17 protein-coding genes are annotated in these 17,745 nt (G+C 45.7%); 10 read left to right on the top strand and 7 right to left on the bottom strand.

Features of this window, described 5'->3' with window-relative positions; all coding sequences use genetic code 11:
• The first annotated feature begins 114 nt into the window (after window positions 1–114).
• The 5 genes from argF to A8O14_RS09725 all read left to right on the top strand — a co-directional run bounded on the left by argF (window position 115) and on the right by A8O14_RS09725 (window position 4,963).
• Window positions 115–1,062 carry an ornithine carbamoyltransferase gene (gene argF, locus A8O14_RS09750; RefSeq protein WP_191904691.1) on the top strand — a complete coding sequence of 316 codons (948 nt, stop codon included), beginning with the start codon at window positions 115–117 and terminating at the stop codon, window positions 1,060–1,062.
• Window positions 1,063–1,129: 67 nt separating this feature from the next.
• Window positions 1,130–2,362, top strand: a complete 1,233-nt coding sequence (locus tag A8O14_RS09745; protein WP_068949330.1) for an argininosuccinate synthase — start codon at window positions 1,130–1,132, stop codon at window positions 2,360–2,362.
• Between the two features lie 40 nt (window positions 2,363–2,402).
• On the top strand, window positions 2,403–2,708 hold the full coding sequence (ppnP, locus tag A8O14_RS09740; RefSeq protein WP_068949329.1) for a pyrimidine/purine nucleoside phosphorylase: 306 nt from the start codon (window positions 2,403–2,405) through the stop codon (window positions 2,706–2,708).
• A gap of 84 nt (window positions 2,709–2,792) precedes the next feature.
• Window positions 2,793–4,150, top strand: a protein-coding gene (locus A8O14_RS11655) for an IS3 family transposase (protein ID WP_099092315.1) whose coding sequence is annotated in 2 segments (ribosomal slippage) — window positions 2,793–3,258 and window positions 3,258–4,150 — 1,359 coding nt in all. Because the reading frame shifts where the segments join, the coding sequence is not laid out codon by codon here.
• 72 nt (window positions 4,151–4,222) lie between these two features.
• Window positions 4,223–4,963 carry an alpha/beta fold hydrolase gene (locus A8O14_RS09725; RefSeq protein WP_068949327.1) on the top strand — a complete coding sequence of 247 codons (741 nt, stop codon included), beginning with the start codon at window positions 4,223–4,225 and terminating at the stop codon, window positions 4,961–4,963.
• Window position 4,964: 1 nt separating this feature from the next.
• Here A8O14_RS09725 and A8O14_RS09720 read toward each other — a convergent pair whose 3' ends face one another.
• Both A8O14_RS09720 and A8O14_RS09715 read right to left on the bottom strand, forming a co-directional pair.
• Window positions 4,965–5,426, bottom strand: a complete 462-nt coding sequence (locus A8O14_RS09720) for a DUF192 domain-containing protein (protein WP_068949326.1) — start codon at window positions 5,424–5,426, stop codon at window positions 4,965–4,967.
• 83 nt (window positions 5,427–5,509) lie between these two features.
• A complete protein-coding gene (locus A8O14_RS09715; RefSeq protein ID WP_011903586.1) occupies window positions 5,510–5,713 on the bottom strand; it encodes a cold-shock protein in 204 nt (67 codons plus the stop codon).
• 276 nt (window positions 5,714–5,989) lie between these two features.
• On the opposite strand from A8O14_RS09715, the gene clpS reads away from it, so the two are divergent.
• From clpS to A8O14_RS09690, 5 genes are all read left to right on the top strand, one after another.
• The gene (gene clpS / locus A8O14_RS09710; RefSeq protein WP_068949325.1) at window positions 5,990–6,346 is read left to right on the top strand and encodes an ATP-dependent Clp protease adapter ClpS; all 357 of its coding nucleotides are present in this window, start codon (window positions 5,990–5,992) and stop codon (window positions 6,344–6,346) included.
• Window positions 6,343–8,649, top strand: coding sequence for an ATP-dependent Clp protease ATP-binding subunit ClpA (clpA, locus tag A8O14_RS09705; protein WP_068949324.1), 2,307 nt, complete (start codon window positions 6,343–6,345; stop codon window positions 8,647–8,649). Before clpS ends, clpA begins: the two co-directional genes overlap by 4 nt.
• Before the next feature lie 28 nt (window positions 8,650–8,677).
• The gene (locus tag A8O14_RS09700; protein ID WP_068949323.1) at window positions 8,678–8,914 is read left to right on the top strand and encodes a hypothetical protein; all 237 of its coding nucleotides are present in this window, start codon (window positions 8,678–8,680) and stop codon (window positions 8,912–8,914) included.
• A 110-nt stretch (window positions 8,915–9,024) separates the two neighbouring features.
• Window positions 9,025–10,434 carry an aspartate ammonia-lyase gene (locus tag A8O14_RS09695; protein WP_068949808.1) on the top strand — a complete coding sequence of 470 codons (1,410 nt, stop codon included), beginning with the start codon at window positions 9,025–9,027 and terminating at the stop codon, window positions 10,432–10,434.
• A gap of 12 nt (window positions 10,435–10,446) precedes the next feature.
• The gene (locus tag A8O14_RS09690) at window positions 10,447–11,691 is read left to right on the top strand and encodes a dicarboxylate/amino acid:cation symporter (RefSeq protein WP_068949322.1); all 1,245 of its coding nucleotides are present in this window, start codon (window positions 10,447–10,449) and stop codon (window positions 11,689–11,691) included.
• Here A8O14_RS09690 and dut read toward each other — a convergent pair.
• From dut to A8O14_RS09665, 5 genes are read right to left on the bottom strand one after another with little or no spacing between them, the layout of a single operon-like run.
• Complete coding sequence (gene dut, locus A8O14_RS09685) at window positions 11,688–12,137, bottom strand: dUTP diphosphatase (protein ID WP_068949321.1); 450 nt, start codon at window positions 12,135–12,137, stop codon at window positions 11,688–11,690. The two genes, A8O14_RS09690 and dut, sit on opposite strands and share 4 nt — an antisense overlap.
• A 50-nt stretch (window positions 12,138–12,187) precedes the next feature.
• A complete protein-coding gene (coaBC, locus tag A8O14_RS09680) occupies window positions 12,188–13,399 on the bottom strand; it encodes a bifunctional phosphopantothenoylcysteine decarboxylase/phosphopantothenate--cysteine ligase CoaBC (RefSeq protein WP_068949320.1) in 1,212 nt (403 codons plus the stop codon).
• Window positions 13,400–13,408: 9 nt separating this feature from the next.
• Window positions 13,409–13,897 (bottom strand): signal peptidase II, encoded by a 489-nt coding sequence (gene lspA, locus A8O14_RS09675; RefSeq protein WP_068949319.1) that lies wholly within the window; start codon window positions 13,895–13,897, stop codon window positions 13,409–13,411.
• 10 nt (window positions 13,898–13,907) lie between these two features.
• A complete protein-coding gene (gene ileS, locus A8O14_RS09670) occupies window positions 13,908–16,787 on the bottom strand; it encodes an isoleucine--tRNA ligase (RefSeq protein WP_370623067.1) in 2,880 nt (959 codons plus the stop codon).
• The gene (locus A8O14_RS09665; RefSeq protein WP_068949318.1) at window positions 16,762–17,712 is read right to left on the bottom strand and encodes a bifunctional riboflavin kinase/FAD synthetase; all 951 of its coding nucleotides are present in this window, start codon (window positions 17,710–17,712) and stop codon (window positions 16,762–16,764) included. Before A8O14_RS09665 ends, ileS begins: the two co-directional genes overlap by 26 nt.
• Between the last annotated feature and the right edge of the window lie 33 nt (window positions 17,713–17,745).

Raw genomic sequence — 17,745 nt, 5'->3', positions numbered from 1 at the left:
GCCCTCTAGCTTAACAGCGTGAGGTGGCCGTAAGATGGCTTTATGTTCTATTTTCGTGCAGTTGAAAGTTTTAAGAAAAAAATGCAAGCCAAAACTTTAGTAGAAAGCTCAACTATGACATCTCTGGCAAAGCCTCAAGTGCCCGGTCAGGTAAAGCACTACCTGCAGTTTGCCGACCTCACTCGCGAGGAGTATGACTACCTGCTCAAAAGATCAGCATGGCTCAAGGCTAAATTCAAGAGTTATGACACTTGGCATCCTTTGCATGACCGTACCTTGGCAATGATTTTTGAAAAGCACTCCACACGTACTCGCCTTTCTTTCGAGGCGGGCATCCATCAGCTTGGTGGTCATGCTGTATACCTAAACACTCGTGACACTCAGTTGGGTCGTGGCGAGCCTGTAGAGGACGCCGCACAGGTCATCTCAAGGATGACTGACATCATCATGATCCGTACATTCGGTCAGGAGATCATCGAGCGTTTTGCTGCAAACTCTCGTGTGCCCGTTATCAACGGCTTAACCAACGAATATCACCCTTGCCAAGTTTTGGCCGATATCTTTACGTACGTTGAAGCACGCGGTCCGATTCAAGGCAAAACAGTTGCCTGGGTAGGTGACGCTAACAATATGGCCTATACCTGGATACAGGCGGCTGAATGCTTGGACTTCCAGTTACGTTTTTCTGCGCCTGAGAGCTACCAGTTGGATCCTGCGCGTTTGACTAAGAATTGGGCAAAACACTTAACCGTTTGTGCTGATCCTAAGGATGCATGCAAAGGTGCTGACTTGGTGACTACTGACGTATGGACCAGCATGGGCTATGAGGCCGAGAACAGCTCACGGATGCATGCCTTCCAAGATTGGATGGTGGATGAAGAGTTAATGGCAGAGGCAAAGCCCGACGCTCTATTTATGCATTGCTTGCCAGCTCACCGTGGAGAAGAAGTTTCTGCGGGTGTAATTGATGGTCCGCAAAGCATTGTGTGGGAAGAGGCAGAAAATCGTTTGCATGTGCAAAAGGCTTTGATGGAGTATTTGCTCTGCGGTCGTTTGGACTAAACAATAAAACGTAAGCAATAAAATATTAAGTAATTCGTTTCCATTAATTTTGATTGAATAAGAAATCATGTCTGATATTAAAAAAGCCGTACTAGCCTATTCTGGTGGGCTCGACACTAGCGTGATCTTGAAGTGGCTTCAAGATACCTATGGTTGTGAGATTGTTACTTTTACTGCTGACTTAGGTCAGGGTGAAGAACTCGAGCCAGCTCGTGCTAAAGCTTTACAGTTTGGCATCAAGCCAGAAAATATTTTTATTGATGATTTGCGTGAAGAGTTTGTGCGCGACTTTGTTTTTCCCATGTTCCGCGCCAACACCATTTACGAAGGCGAATATCTTTTAGGCACTTCAATTGCACGCCCATTGATCGCGAAACGTCAAATTGAAATCGCCCGTTTGATAGGTGCTGACTCGGTATCTCACGGCGCTACTGGCAAAGGTAATGACCAGGTTCGTTTCGAGTTGGGTTATTACGCGCTTGAGCCAGGAATTAAAGTAATTGCTCCATGGCGTGAATGGGACCTCCTCTCACGCGAGAAGTTAATGGCCTACGCTGAAAAGCATGGTATTCCAGTCGAGATGAAGCATAAGCAAGGCGGCTCACCGTATTCTATGGATGCCAACTTGTTGCATATTAGCTATGAAGGTCGCCATCTTGAGAATCCAAACGCTGAGGCTGAAGAGTCAATGTGGCGTTGGACAGTGTCTCCAGAGAAGGCTCCCGATGCTCCAGAAATTATTGAAATTGAATTCAAGGCTGGTGATCCGGTAGCAATTGATGGCAAAGCCTACAAGCCACATGAGTTGTTGGCTGAGCTCAATCGTGTTGGTGGTAAGCATGGTATTGGTCGTCTCGACTTAGTCGAAAACCGTTTTGTTGGTATGAAGAGTCGCGGCTGTTACGAAACCCCTGGTGGCACGATTCTTTTGAAGGCACACCGCGGTATTGAGAGCATTACTCTCGATCGCGAAGTGGCTCATCTGAAAGATGATCTGATGCCACGCTACGCTAGCTTAATCTACAACGGCTTATGGTGGTCTCCAGAGCGTCTTGCGCTGCAAACCTTGATAGATCACACCCAACAGATGGTTAATGGTGTAGTGCGCCTCAAGCTTTATAAAGGTTCTTTATCCGTGATTTCACGTGACTCAGCAAATACTTTGTTTGATCAAAACATTGCAACCTTTGATGATGATGGTGGTGCCTATAACCAGGCTGATGCTGGTGGATTCATCAAGCTCAATGCATTGCGTATGCGGATTGCTGAAACTGCAAAGCGTAAGCGCGCAAAGAAATAATCAGAACTTAACAGAACCAAACGAAATAGAAAGAAATCAGATGCAATTTGATCAAGTTTCAGTCGGCAAAAAAGCCAATGTATTTTTTGATGGCAAATGCGTTTCACATACCGTAACCCTGCCAAACGGCGTGCGTAAGTCTGTTGGCGTCGTATTGCCAAGCACTCTACGCTTTGATCTCAGCACCAAAGAAATCATGGAAGTAGTTGATGGCAACGCTTTTGTAAGCATTAACGGTGCCCCAGAGCAAGAGTTCAATGCTGGTCAAAGTTGGGAAGTGGAAAAGGGCGGTTATTTCATTATTCGTGCTGAGCAACCAGTGCACTATGTCTGCCACTTTGAGTAAGCAAATGATGTTTTAAATAAAGCCACCTTCGTGAACTGACCCCCAAAAGTTGGACATCAAGTCCAACCAAGGGGGTTTTGTTTTATGAGCAAATACAGTAAGCAGTTCAAACTAAAGGTAGTTAAGGAGTTTTTAAAGTCTGGTGGCCTCAAGCGGGTTGCCCATCTATTTAAGATTAGTCATGCTCAGGTCCGTAATTGGATTTTAGCCCATCGGCTCCATGGCATTGCTGGGCTTAACCCAAAGCCTGTGCGCCATACTGCGTCGTTCAAAATGCAAGTCCTGCAATACATCGACTTGTACCAAGTCTCCCTTCATTACGCAGCTGCCCACTTCAATATCCCTTCTCCAAGCACGGTTTGGATGTGGCAAAAACTCTACAATGAAGGTGGTATTGCAGCCTTGCAATCCAAACCCAAGGGACGACCGCCCATGCCAAAACAAAGTGAGATTGCAGCGCTACTAGCTAGGCCATCTTCTGAGCTGACACATGACGAGTTACTGCGCAAAGCGCAGTATTTAGAAGTGGAGAACGCTTATCTAAAAAAGTTAGAGGCCTTAGCCCAGCAAAAGCACTTGGCAAGCAAGAACAAGTCCAAGTGATTGCTGAGTTAAAGCGGAGTTATCCACTACAAGTGATCTTGACAGTAGTTGGAATACCTAGGAGTGTGTATTACTACTGGGTTAATGCCAGCTTTAAACCAGATCCTTATCTCGACACCAAGATGCAGATCAAGACCATCTTCCATGCCCATAAAGGTCGCTATGGCTATCGCCGGGTGCAGACAGCGCTTAGCTCCCAGAGCTGCTACCTCAATCACAAGACCGTACAAAAACTGATGGCTCAGCTGGGGATCAAGTCGACTGTCAGACCTAAACGCTATCAGTCTTACAAGGGAGCCCTTGGTAAGGTGGCCCCCAATTTACTAGAGCGTAACTTTGGAGCAAGTAGGCCTAATCAGAAGTGGGTAACTGATGTCACGGAGTTCAATATAAAGGGTGAGAAGGTCTACCTCTCACCAATCTTAGATCTGTATAACCAAGAGATCATCTCTTATACGATCACAGATCGTCCTCAGATCAGCATGGTGATGCAAATGCTCCAACAGGCTTTTAAGCAACTAAAACCAAAAGATAAACCCATGCTGCACTCAGACCAGGGCTGGCAATATCAGATGGGGTTTTATCAGGAGGCTTTAAAAGAACAAGGCCTTACCCAAAGCATGTCCAGAAAAGGCAATTGCTTAGATAATGCCGTCATGGAAAACTGGTTTGGGATCATGAAAAGCGAGTTCTTCTACCAAGAGAAGTTTGAGACGATCGAATCATTTAAGCAGGGGCTACATGAATATATCCACTACTACAACCATGATCGAATCAAACAAAAACTAAAGGGATTAAGTCCGGTGCAATACCGAACTCAATCCCTTCTGGTAACCTAACTAAACTGTCCAACTTTTGGGGGTCAGTTCATTCGGGTGGTTTTTTATTTTGCGCCATGTAAGAATCCATAAATGAAATTCAATCACATTGTTGCTGCTATAGGGATGCTTGTATCGTCTGTCGCGCATTCTCAGGTATTTGATGTTCCTTATAAAGACGATGCTCCGACTAGAACTTTGTTGACCCCAGTTAAAAATGCCAAGGCAGTTGTTTTGTTGTTTCCTGGTGGCGGGGGCGTCTTAAAACTGCAGAATGATGGCTCAACGACCAACGGCCATACCTTTGTCAGGTCTAAGGATCTCTGGGCTCAATACGGGATTGATTCTGTATTGGTGGATACCCCTTACGACCTCGGTGCAGGTATGCGTAATTCTCGATCTATCCGGGATCATCAACAAAGAATTTTGAATGTAGTGACTTATTACAAGGAAAAATTCAATCTACCGGTATGGATATTTGGTCACAGTATGGGCACTGTGAGTGTTACTGAATTTGTTAATGGCGGCAAAGAAAAAGAAAATTTGATTGCTGGGGTAATTGTTGCTGGTACCTATAGGTCAGCCACAGTAGATTCGGATATCACAGTGCCAGTGCTAGCAATTCATCACATAGATGATGGATGCGCATCTACGCCATTAGCCTCTTCCGAGCGAATTATTGAAAGTCGTCCAAAAAAATTAAGCTCACAATTTATTCAGATTGATGGCGGAATTAGCGAAGGTGATGTTTGTGGCTCAAGGGCATATCACGGCTTCAATCAAAAAGAGCAGGAGTTCATTAAAGCCGCTGCCCAGTTCATATTGAAGAACTAGTTCAAGGTAATTCCCGCCTTGGTAATCCACTAATTACACTACCCGGCACAATCACTCTATCTGAGAACCATTGTTTGTTCATCTCTAAGGCGTAGCGAACTGCAGCCTTGGGGCAGTGATTATTAGTGGTCTCAGCTTGCATCTCTTCAATGTTCACAATCTTGCCATCATCTGCAATGAATGCAATGGATAGTGGGATCTTGGTGTTGTTCATCCAGAAGCAATGACCAGCTTTTTGTTCAAAGACAAACAGCATTCCAGAATTGCTTGGCATGCTTGTGCGATTCATGAGGCCAACTTCTCTTGCTTTGGGGGTATCGGCTAACTCTGCTTGTATCCGGTAGATCCCTGTCTTTAACTCAATGATAGGCAATCCAATATTGACTTGAGCCCATGCAATAACGGGGCTAAGTAGAAGGGTGGTCGCAAATAGCTTGGAAATTATTTTTATAAATTTATGCATGTGAAGATTTTAAGTGAGGCAAATTGCAGACGAAAAAAAACCCAGGAACGAATCCTGGGTTTTCCATAATGATCTAAGGACTATTAAGCCGCTTGGATATTGGTAGCTTGCTTGCCTTTAGGGCCTTGGGTAATGTCAAACGTTACCTTTTGGTTTTCCTTAAGGGTTTTGAACCCAGGCATAGTAATTGCGCTGAAATGCGCGAACAACTCTTCTTCACCATCATCAGGTTTGATAAAGCCAAAACCTTTTGCATCATTGAACCACTTAACAATTCCGGTCGCCATGCGAACTCCATTACATAAACTTAAAACAACCGTGATGAGGGTAAATACTTTTTAATCAGTCTCAATCCACAACACGCCTAAATAGAACCTCTTTTGAAGTCTACCCCCCGATTGTTTGCCCTTTTTGTAGGGGTGTCAAGGAGTTATATGTACATACCCCCCAGTAATTACCCCTTTTTTTATCAAAAAATGCCCCAATATGGGTTAAAGAGGGGTTTTTGAGGGGTTTTCACAACAAGACCCTCCTTAAATCAAGTTTAGATATCTGTGTTTAGAATGTTTCTCATGAGCCGCACACCCAAAAATCCCACTACTGGCGTCCCCGCCAATCCCTACGTTGAGGACACCCTTCTTCTCGAAAAACAGGTCGAGCAAGTTAAGGCTCCATCAATGTATAAAGTTTTATTACTAAATGACGATTACACGCCAATGGAATTTGTGGTGATGGTCATTCAGGAGTATTTTAATAAGGACCACGAAACAGCAACGCGCATCATGTTGCAGGTTCATTTGGTTGGTAAAGGCGTTTGCGGAATCTTCACTCGTGACGTTGCGGCAACCAAGGTGCATCAAGTTATTGAATTATCCCGTGAAGCGGGTCACCCACTACAGTGCACTATGGAGGAAGCATGATTGCCCAAGAACTAGAAGTAAGTTTGCATATGGCGTTTGTTGACGCAAGGGCATCAAGACATGAATTTATTACCGTAGAGCATTTGCTGGCAGCCTTGCTCGATAACGCTACGGCGGTTGAAGTGCTGAAGGCTTGCGCAGTCAATATTGCGGAGCTGCGTGCGCAACTCAAAAACTTTATTAACGACAACACACCAGTAGTGCCTGGCAATGATGAAGTCGATACACAACCAACGCTAGGATTTCAGCGTGTGATTCAACGCGCCATCATGCACGTTCAATCGACATCTAATGGTAAGAAAGAAGTGACTGGTGCCAATGTCTTGGTAGCAATCTTTGGCGAAAAAGATTCGCATGCGGTGTACTTCTTGCAACAGCAAGGTGTGACACGCTTAGATGTTGTGAACTTTATTAGTCACGGTGTGCGTAAAGATCAAACTGAACATGTAAAACCGGCGGATACTACCCAAGAAACTGAAGAAGCAGCATCTTCAGGTAAGGAAAGTCCATTAGATCAGTACACCCAGAACCTCAATGCCATGGCTCGCCAAGGCAAGATCGATCCATTGATCGGTCGTGAGAGTGAAGTAGAGCGCGTGATTCAAGTGCTTTGCCGCCGCCGCAAGAACAACCCATTGTTGGTTGGTGAGGCTGGCGTAGGTAAGACTGCGATTGCCGAAGGCCTAGCTTGGAGAATTGTTAAAGGGGATGTCCCTGACATTCTGGCTAATGCGACTGTCTATTCCTTAGATATGGGCGCGTTGTTAGCTGGTACCAAATATCGCGGTGACTTTGAGCAGCGCCTCAAGAGTGTTCTCAAGTCATTAAAAGATCATGCCCATGGCGTTTTATTTATTGATGAGATTCACACCTTAATTGGAGCTGGTGCCGCATCTGGTGGAACATTGGATGCCAGTAATTTATTAAAGCCTGCCTTATCCAACGGCCAGCTCAAATGTATTGGTGCAACTACCTTTACTGAATACCGTGGCATCTTTGAAAAAGACGCTGCTTTATCACGCCGTTTCCAGAAGGTGGATGTGGTGGAGCCAACTGTTGATCAGACTGTACAAATTCTGCGTGGCTTGAAATCTCGTTTTGAAGAGCATCACAGTGTGAAGTACGCCGCTGGTGCCTTGGTGGCAGCAGCAGAGTTATCCGCTCGTTACATTAATGATCGTCATTTGCCAGATAAAGCAATCGATGTGATTGATGAGGCAGGTGCTGCACAACGTATTCTGCCAAAGTCAAAGCAGAAGAAAACGATTGGCCGCCCAGAGATCGAAGAAATCGTGGCGAAGATTGCCCGTATACCACCGCAATCCGTCACGGTTGATGATCGTAGCAAGTTACAAACTTTGGATCGTGATATTAAGAGCGTGGTATTTGGTCAAGACCCTGCTATTGAGGCTTTAGCAAGTGCAATCAAGATGACTCGTGCTGGTCTTGGCAAGATTGATCGTCCAATTGGTTCATTCTTGTTCTCAGGCCCAACTGGTGTTGGTAAAACTGAGGTTGCTAAACAGCTTGCCTATATCTTGGGTATTGAGCTATTACGCTTTGATATGTCTGAGTACATGGAACGTCACGCGGTAAGCCGCTTAATTGGTGCGCCTCCAGGCTACGTTGGATTTGATCAGGGTGGCTTGTTAACTGAAGCTGTTAATAAGAAGCCGCATTGCGTGCTTTTGCTCGATGAAATTGAAAAAGCGCACCCAGACATTTTCAATATTCTCTTGCAAGTGATGGATCATGGCACTTTGACGGATAACAACGGCCGGAAGACAGATTTCCGTAATGTGATCATCATCATGACCACCAATGCTGGTGCTGAGGCGATGCAGAAGTCGACTATCGGCTTTACCAATGCTCGTGAGTCTGGCGATGAGATGGCAGATATTAAGAAGTTCTTTACGCCTGAGTTCCGCAATCGCTTAGATGCCATCGTATCCTTCAAGGCACTTGATGAAACCATCATCATGCGTGTAGTTGATAAGTTCTTGATGCAGCTGGAAGAGCAGTTGCATGAGAAGAAAGTTGATGCCACTTTCAGTCCAGCATTGCGTGCGCATCTAGCGAAGCATGGCTTTGACCCATTGATGGGCGCACGTCCTATGCAACGTATTATTCAAGATACCGTTCGTAAGGCGCTTGCTGATGAGTTACTCTTTGGTAAGTTGGCTCAGGGCGGTCATGTGGACGTTGATATCGATGAAGATGGCAAAGTGCAGCTGAATTTTGAAGCCCCTAAGTTGCCTGGTAAGGCTGCCAAGATTGACGTAGCACCTGCAGAAGAAATTTAAACAACAGCCTCATCAACAAAAGGAAAATATGTCCCACCATCACGATAAATTACTCGAAGCTTTTGAAACGTACAAAGCTGAAAATGAAAAGTTTCAAGGTAAGGGAATTAAGGCTTCTGCCGCCCGTGCTCGCAAGGCTTTGCAAGAGATTGCTGGTTCATGCAAAGAGCGTCGCAAAGAAATTACTGCTGAAAAAGAGTCTCGTGAAGGCAAGGGCGCAGGTATGTCACAAGATGCTGCCCGTCATGCACATATTCGTAAATAAGTAGAAATATTCTTCAGGAAAAGGCCACCCTCGGGTGGCTTTTTCTTTGCCATATTGAGGTGGGTTTGGTATTTGGTGATAAATTGAAGCTATCTTTAATGGAGAATGACATGACTAATTCCACTCGTCCAGAGCACGATCTTCTGGGGGATGCCCAAGTGCCTGCGGATGCATATTGGGGGATTCATACGCTAAGAGCGATAGAGAACTACCCTATTACTGGCAAGGTGATTGGTGAATATTCGGACCTCATTAAATCTTTAGCCTATGTCAAAGAGGCCGCAGCAAAAGCGAACCTGGAGCTTGGCCATTTGGATGCAAAGAAAGCGGAAGCCATCATTAAGGCATGTCATGAAATTGAGTCTGGCAAACTGCATGATCAGTTTGTGGTTGATGTCATCCAAGGTGGTGCAGGTACATCAACCAATATGAATGCCAATGAAGTCATTGCGAATCGTGCTCTAGAAATCTTGGGTTATGCCAAAGGCGACTATTCCAAACTGCACCCCATTAATGATGTCAATATGTCTCAGAGTACGAATGATGTCTATCCCACTTCCTTGCGCCTAGCAACATGCTTAGCAATACCCACCTTGCTGAAGGCAATGGCTTCCTTAAGTCAGGCCTTTGCCGATAAGGCTGAGGAGTTCAAAGATATTCTGAAGATTGGTAGAACTCAATTACAAGATGCAGTTCCAATGACTTTGGGTCAAGAGTTTTCGACCTATGCTGTCATGATCCGAGAGGATGAAGAGCGCCTCAAGGAGGCGGTTTCATTGATAGCGGAGATTAACTTAGGCGCGACAGCGATTGGAACAGGGATCAATACCGATGTCGGCTACGCAAAGTTAGCGATTGCGAATCTCAAAAAGATTTCTGGGGTAGACGTGGTGATTTCTCCGAATCTGATTGAGGCAACTCAGGACTGTGGCGCATTTGTTCAGTTGTCTGGGGTACTCAAGCGTATTGCAGTTAAGCTATCGAAAATTTGTAATGATCTACGCTTGCTATCTAGCGGGCCACAGGCGGGCTTGAATGAAATTCGCCTGCCACCACGAGCTGCTGGTTCTTCTATCATGCCGGGTAAGGTCAATCCTGTGATTCCAGAAGTGGTGAATCAAATTGCTTTTGAGGTGATTGGTAACGATGTCACGATCACCATGGCCGCTGAAGGCGGGCAGCTACAGCTGAACGCGTTTGAGCCGATTATTGCGCATAGTCTTTTTAAGAGCATTGAGCATCTCAGTGCGGGTTGTAATACCTTAAAAACACATTGCGTTATTGGTATTACTGCCAATCGTGAGGTATTAGCCGAGCGCGTGCGCACTTCGGCCGGACTTGCAACAGCATTAAATCCCTATCTCGGGTATGAGAATGCCACCATGATTGCGAAAAGGGCACTTCAAGAAAATTGCTCTGTCGCTGATTTGGTATTGGAGCTTGGTCTGATGGATAAAGAAACGCTAGATCAGATTCTGAGCCCTGCCGTATTAACATCTCCTGGCATTCAGTCTAAATAAACAAGGAAATTCATGTCGTCAAAAAAACTGACCCACTTTATTCTTGGCGCCATGATCCTAGGGATCATCAGTGGCTATCTTGTTCATTACTTCGGATCGGCTTCAGGGTTTGCGATTCAGTATGTTGAATATATCTCTGTGCTAACGGATATCTTCTTGCGCCTGATTAAGATGATCATTGCGCCATTGGTCTTTAGTACTTTGGTGGTAGGTATTGCGCGTATGGGAGATGCATCTGCTATAGGTCGCGTAGGCTTAAAAACATTTAGTTGGTTTATCTCTATGTCCCTAGTCTCTTTATTGCTAGGTTTATTGATGGTGAATCTGCTTGATCCAGGAGTGGGTGTTAACTTGCCGATCCCAGAGGTCACTGCCAGTACGGGGCTAGATAAGAGCGGCTTTAATATCCGTGAATTTTTCCAGCATATCTTCCCAAGCAGCATCTTCGATGCGATGGGCAAGAACGAAATCTTACAAATCGTAGTCTTTGCGATCTTTTTTGGAGTTGCTGCAGGTAGTTTTGGTGAGCGAGCAGAAGAGTTCATACGCAATCTAGACATGCTCTCTCACATTATGCTCAAGATCACTACTGCAGTAATGAAGTTTGCTCCAGTAGCAGTTTTTGCTGCCGTCTCGTCGGTGATAGCGGAAAACGGTCTAGATATTTTATTTACCTACGGCAAGTTTATGGCTAGCTTCTACGCATCCATTTTGATGCTCTGGGTGGTTATTATTCTACTTAGCTCACTTGTCCTTAAAAGGCGCGCATTTCATTTAGTTTCGATGTTGCGCCAGCCGATTTTGTTGGCCTTCACCACTGCTAGTTCTGAAGCTGCTTACCCGATGACACTGGAGCAGGTTGAGCGCTTTGGTTGCAAAAATAAAATTGCCTCTTTTGTACTACCCGTAGGTTATTCCTTTAATTTAGATGGCTCCATGATGTACTGCTCATTTGCCGCCATCTTTATTGCACAGGTATATGGAATTGAGATGCCTTTATCGCAGCAGCTTTTGATGTTACTGGTCTTGATGATTACCTCTAAGGGCATTGCTGGTGTACCACGTGCATCCTTAGTAGTTATTGCGGCGACACTTTCTCAATTTAATTTACCTGAAGCGGGTGTATTGCTGATCTTGGGAATCGATCATTTCTTGGACATGGCTCGTTCTGCTACAAATGTGTTGGGTAACGGCTTAGCTACGGCCGTGATCTCTAAGTGGGAAGGCGAGTTAGATGAGCATGGGCATCGCTCTTAAGCTCGCCCAGTGCTACCAAAGCCGCCAGCGCCACGACTGCTCTCTGTAAATTCTTCAACTACTTTGAGCTCTACTTGCTGAACAGGCATGACGACGAGTTGCGCTAAGCGCTCCATCGGCTCTAATTTGAATGGAGTAGATCCTCGATTCCAGGTGCTAACCATCAGTTGTCCCTGGTAATCAGAATCTATTAGGCCAACGAGGTTACCAAGCACAATTCCGTGCTTATGGCCAAGCCCAGAGCGCGGCAGAATAAAAGCTGCATAACGAGGATCTTCAACATAGATTGCTAAACCTGTTGGTACTAATACAGTTTGGCCTGGTGCAATTTCAATCGTTTCATCGATGCATGCCCGAAGATCTAATCCAGCACTACCTGGCGTGCCATAAGCAGGCAGTTGATCGCGCATACGTTCATCGAGAATTTTGACTTGTAGAGATTGCATGAAAGTTCCTAATGCCGGTAAAGGTTCAGACTGAGATTGGAAAGAAGAATTTATATTTTTTTAGCAATGAGCTCAATGAGTTGCCGTGCGAGTTGCAGCTTTTCAGCTTTGGCTAATTTTTTGCTACCCTGAGCATCAATAATGAGTAATTGATTAAGGTCGCTACCAAAAGTCTCGGGACCAATATTGCCAACAATCATCGGAATACCTTTGCGCTGTAGTTTCTCTTTCGCATGCGCCTCTAGGTTGGTGGACTCCGCGGCAAAGCCAACGCAATATGGGTAAGGTTTACCTGCTTTAGTTTTGACGGACTTGGCCATATCTAACAAGATGTCAGGATTTGCTACAAATGCTAGGTCGGGCGCTTTTTGACTCTGGCGTTTAATCTTTTCTTTGGCGGGTTTAGCAACACTCCAGTCTGCTACTGCAGCAACCGCAAAGAAAATATCGCTATCACTTGCTTGAATAGTAGCGGCATGCATTTCTTTAGCACTCACTACATCGGTACGCGTAATCTTGCCAGTGGCCGCCAGGGGAGTTTCAAGGTCGCAAGGACCTGCGATCAAATGAACCTGAGCACCTGCTTCAACTGCAGCGCGTGCAATTGCAAAGCCCATCTTACCGGAGCTGTGATTGGTAATGCCACGAACAGGATCAATCGCTTCGAAGGTGGGACCTGCTGTGATTAAGACTTTTTTACCAGCCAGCACCTTTTTTTGAAAGAAAGAAACAAGCTGCTCACAAATTTCTGTTGGCTCTAGCATTCTGCCCATACCCACTTCGCCACAAGCCTGAAAGCCACTAGCTGGACCAAGAAGGTTCACGCCATCTTTTTCAAGGCGTTCTACACTTCGTTTTGTTGCGGCATGCTCCCACATTTGCCTATTCATGGCTGGAGCTAAAAGCAAAGGGCAATCTCTCGCTAAGCAAAGCGTACTCAATAGATCATCCGCTAAACCAAGAGATAGTTTTGCCATTAAATCAGCGCTAGTTGGTGCGATTAGGATAATGTCTGCGGAGCGTGATAGCTCTATATGAGCCATATTGTTGCTAATACTGCTATCCCATTGACTTGTATAAACAGGATTTCCTGTGAGGGCCTGCATAGTAACGGGGGTAACAAATTGTTGCGCAGATTCGGTCATCACCACTTGTACAGAGGCGCCTTCTTGCATGAGAAGGCGTGCCAGCTCTGGCGTCTTATAAGCAGCAATGCCACCAGAGATGCCTAGAACGATTTTCTTATTTAAAAGTGATTGCATGGCGCCAGCTTAATGGGATTGAGGAGATTTGCCAAATGACTTATGCAATTCGCCAAAAATGATGAGTACAGCCCCAATACAAATAGCACTATCAGCTACATTAAATGCTGGCCAGTGCCAATTGGCATAGTGCATATCAATGAAGTCCACTACAGCACCATACATCAGGCGATCTAATACATTTCCTAGTGCACCACCTAGAATCAAGCTAAGGGCAACACATAGTAGGCGATCTTCTTGATGTTTTCGCAGAAGGATAACGATGTAGGTGCAGGCAGCTAAACCAAGTGCAGTAAAAAACCAACGTTGCCAACCAGTCCCTTGGGCTAGAAAAGAAAATGCCGCACCTGGATTAAAGAGGAGGAACCAATTGAGAAAAGGTAGTACATATTCTGGAATACCCATTTGCAAGTTGCTGAGTGCCAGCCACTTACTCGCTTGGTCTAACAGCAAGGTAACGGTGGCAATGGCTAAGCAGCGCAAAAAGATCAGGCTCATCTGATATTTCTTAAGCAAACAGGCGATGATCACCATCGCCAAAGAGATTGCTAATGCAGCGACCACAAAGCTCTGGGTGCTCAGCATTGGCACCTACATCTTTAGTGTGATGCCAGCAGCGACCACATTTTTTATATTGGCTACTACGTACCAAGACTTCCAAGCCATCATTACTGAGCTCAATATTGGCACTCGAGGTGATCGTTACAAAACGTAAGTCATCCTCTAATGAATGTAGGATGGCAAAGTCAATATCACCCACTTTAATAGTGAGCTCCGCCTGCAGGGATGATCCAACATTACCTGCTTCACGTTCCACCTCAATCGCTTTGGTCACTTCAGAACGAATCTCACGAATGCGATTCCACTTGGCGAGCAATTCATTAGCGTTGGCGATAGTAGGCAAGGTGCCAAACTCTTCCATGAAGATCGATTCAGACGGCTTACTGCCTGAACCATGAGGAAAATCTTGCCATGCCTCTTCTGCGGTAAATGAGAGGAATGGGGCCAACCATTTCAAGAGATTGCGGGTGATATGGAATAGCGCATTCTGTGCGGCACGACGATCAGGTGAGTCAGGTGCACTGGTGTAGAGGCGATCTTTCAGAATATCCAAATAGAAGCCGCCTAAATCTTCCGAGCAGAACGACAGCATGCGTGCTACAGCAGGGTGAAACTCATAAGCTTTGTAGTGCGCCTCGATTTCGCCCTGGATTTGATTTGCTAGTGCGACCGCATAGCGATCGATCTCAAGCCATTGCTCAGGCGGCATTGCACGCTTGCTTGAATCAAAATCAGAGAGGTTGGCAAGCAAAAAGCGCAGAGTATTACGAATGCGACGATAGCTTTCAGTAACCCGTTTGAGAATCTCATCTGAGATGGTCATCTCACCAGAGTAATCAGTAGAAGCCACCCAAAGGCGAATGATTTCAGCACCGAGTTTATCGGCTACTTGTTGAGGGGCGATCACATTGCCAACAGACTTGCTCATCTTGCGGCCTTGACCATCCACAGTAAAGCCGTGAGTCAGGAGCGCTTTGTAAGGTGGCTTGCCATCGAGCATGGCGCCAGTCAACAATGAAGAGTGGAACCAGCCACGATGTTGATCTGAACCCTCGAGATATAAATCGGCTAAACGACCATTTGGAGTTTCTGCATCAGCAGTAAGCAATTCATCGCGGTGGGATCCGCGAATCACATGCCAGTGAGTTGTTCCGGAATCAAACCAAACATCTAAGGTATCGCGATTCTTTTCATATTGAGCGGCTTCAGTACCAAGTAATTCAGAAACTTCCAATTGTTGCCAGGCTTCAATACCACCCTTTTCTACACGCTTGGCAACTTCTTCTAGTAGCTCGACTGTGCGTGGATGTGGGTCACCCGTTTCTTTATGAACAAAGAAAGCCATTGGTACGCCCCATTGGCGTTGGCGCGATAAAGTCCAATCAGGACGATTGGCAATCATGCTGTGTAGGCGTTGTTTACCCCATGCTGGGAAGAATTCGGTGCTATCAATACCAGCTAACGCGGTCTCGCGCAAACTTGCTTTACCATCAGATGGTTTTTTATCCATGCTGGCAAACCACTGTGAAGTAGCGCGATAAATAATCGGTGACTTATGACGCCAGCAATGCATGTAGGAGTGGGTGTAGGTTTTGTCACGCAAGAGGCTACCCGCTTCACGCATAGCTTCGACAATCTTAGGATTGGCTTTCCAGATGTATTCGTTTGCAAAGAGCGGTAACCCAGATGCATACACGCCATTACCCATGACTGGATTCAGAATATCTTTGTCAGCTAATTTGTTTGCTTTACAAGACTTAAAGTCTTCTTCGCCGTAGGCAGGCGCAGAGTGAACAATGCCTGTACCGGTATCTAGCGTGACATATTCAGCGGGATAGATTGGCGAGAGACGTTTGTATCCTTCATGCAATGATGCTAACGGGTGCCAGAAAGAAATATTTGCTAACTGTGCACCAAGGCAAGTAGCAATCACTTTGCCTTCGAGACCATAGTCCTGCAAGCAGGTTTCAGCACGATCTTTTGCGAGAATCAATAACTTGTCGCCAACATCGACTAAGGCATAGGTTAGCTCTGGGTGGACGTTCATCGCTTGGTTGGCAGGAATGGTCCAAGGGGTTGTTGTCCAGATCACAATCTGACCAGGTTTATTTGGAAGTTCTGAGAGCCCAAATGCTTTTGCAAGTTGCGGACGCTGTGCATCATCAAATGCAAAACCAACATCAACGGTTGGATCCGTTTTGTCTTGATATTCCACTTCAGCTTCTGCTAGAGCGGAGCCACAATCAAAGCACCAGTTCACTGGCTTTAAGCCACGGAAAACGTAGCCCTTTTTCCAGATCTCGCCCAAGGCGCGGATTTCATCGGCCTCATTGCGATAGTTCATGGTGAGGTATGGGTTGTTCCAGTCGCCTAAAACACCTAGTCGCTCAAAGTCTTTCTTTTGCTTATCCACCTGTACCTGAGCATAGGCACGCGCTTTGGCTTGAACCTCTGCGGTGGGCAGGTTCTTGCCAAACTGTTTTTCAATCTGAATTTCAATCGGCATGCCATGACAATCCCAGCCTGGCACATAGGCAGAGTCAAAGCCCATAAGCCAGCGAGATTTAACAATCATATCTTTGAGAATCTTGTTTACTGCATGACCAATATGAATATCACCGTTCGCATAAGGAGGGCCATCATGCAAGATGAACTTCGGTTGATTTGCATGCGCTGCACGAATCTTTTCGTAGAGCTTATTTTTTTGCCATTGAGAAACCCATTGGGGTTCACGTTTGGCAAGATCTCCCCGCATAGGAAATGCAGTATCTAGTAGATTAACGGGATAAGAGTTTTCTTTTTCAGACATAAGCTTTTTTCTGGAAATAATTTCTGGCATGCATTGCATCAGCTGCAATTGCTTTTGTAAGGGCATCGAGGTTGTCGTACTTTGCCTCGTTACGAATTTTTTCTAAGAGTTCAACGGTGATAATTTTTCCGTATACATCTTGTCGGTAATCAAAGATATGCGTTTCGAGAAGAACGCGTCCTTCGTCTTCTACTGTGGGCCGAACGCCTAGACTAGCGACAGCCGGCAAGGGTTTATCGGAAAGACCCAGCACTTGTGCAGTGAAAATTCCTGTGGTCGCTGGTTTGCGATGATGTAAGTGATTTGCAACTGCTAAGTTCAAGGTAGGGAATCCTAGCTTGCGTCCAAGTTGTTGTCCGTGAATCACATGACCTGAGATGCCGTAAGGGCGACCTAATAATTTTTCCGCTTGCTGCATGTCGCCACTTGCTAGCGCAGTACGCAAAGCGGAACTCGAAATACGTTCACCATTTTCAAGAATCGTTTGTATGCTAGATACTTCGAAGCCATATTTTTCACCGGCCGCTTTAAGGTTTGCAAAATTACCTGCCCGTTTTGCACCATAGCAAAAATCATCGCCAATCAAAATCCATTTCGCATTCAAACGTTTGACAATAATTTCTGCAACAAATTCTTCTGGAGGCAGACGTGCAAATGCAGCGTTGAAATGTTCAACCACAACGCGATCAATACCAAGATCCGATAGAGCGGCTAATTTGTCGCGCAAGTTGAGAATGCGAGGTGGTGCTTGATCGGGGGCAAAGAATTCTTTGGGGTGAGGCTCAAAGGTCATGACGCAACTCACTAGACCCCGTTCTTTGGCGCCATCGACGAGTTGTTTAAGCAGGGCGCGATGGCCCCTGTGCACGCCATCGAAATTGCCGATGGTTAGAGCACAAGCAGGTCCTGCAGAAAACTGGGTCGGGCCACGGAATACGTTCACAAAATCGCTTTCAGGGTAGCCATCAATTATATT

The sequence above is a fragment of the Polynucleobacter wuianus genome (assembly GCF_001659725.1).
In the GTDB taxonomy this organism is placed as follows: Bacteria; Pseudomonadota; Gammaproteobacteria; order Burkholderiales; family Burkholderiaceae; genus Polynucleobacter; species Polynucleobacter wuianus.
The sequence above is the reverse complement of the archived record's forward strand: the minus strand, read 5'-3'. Positions and strand labels throughout refer to the sequence as shown.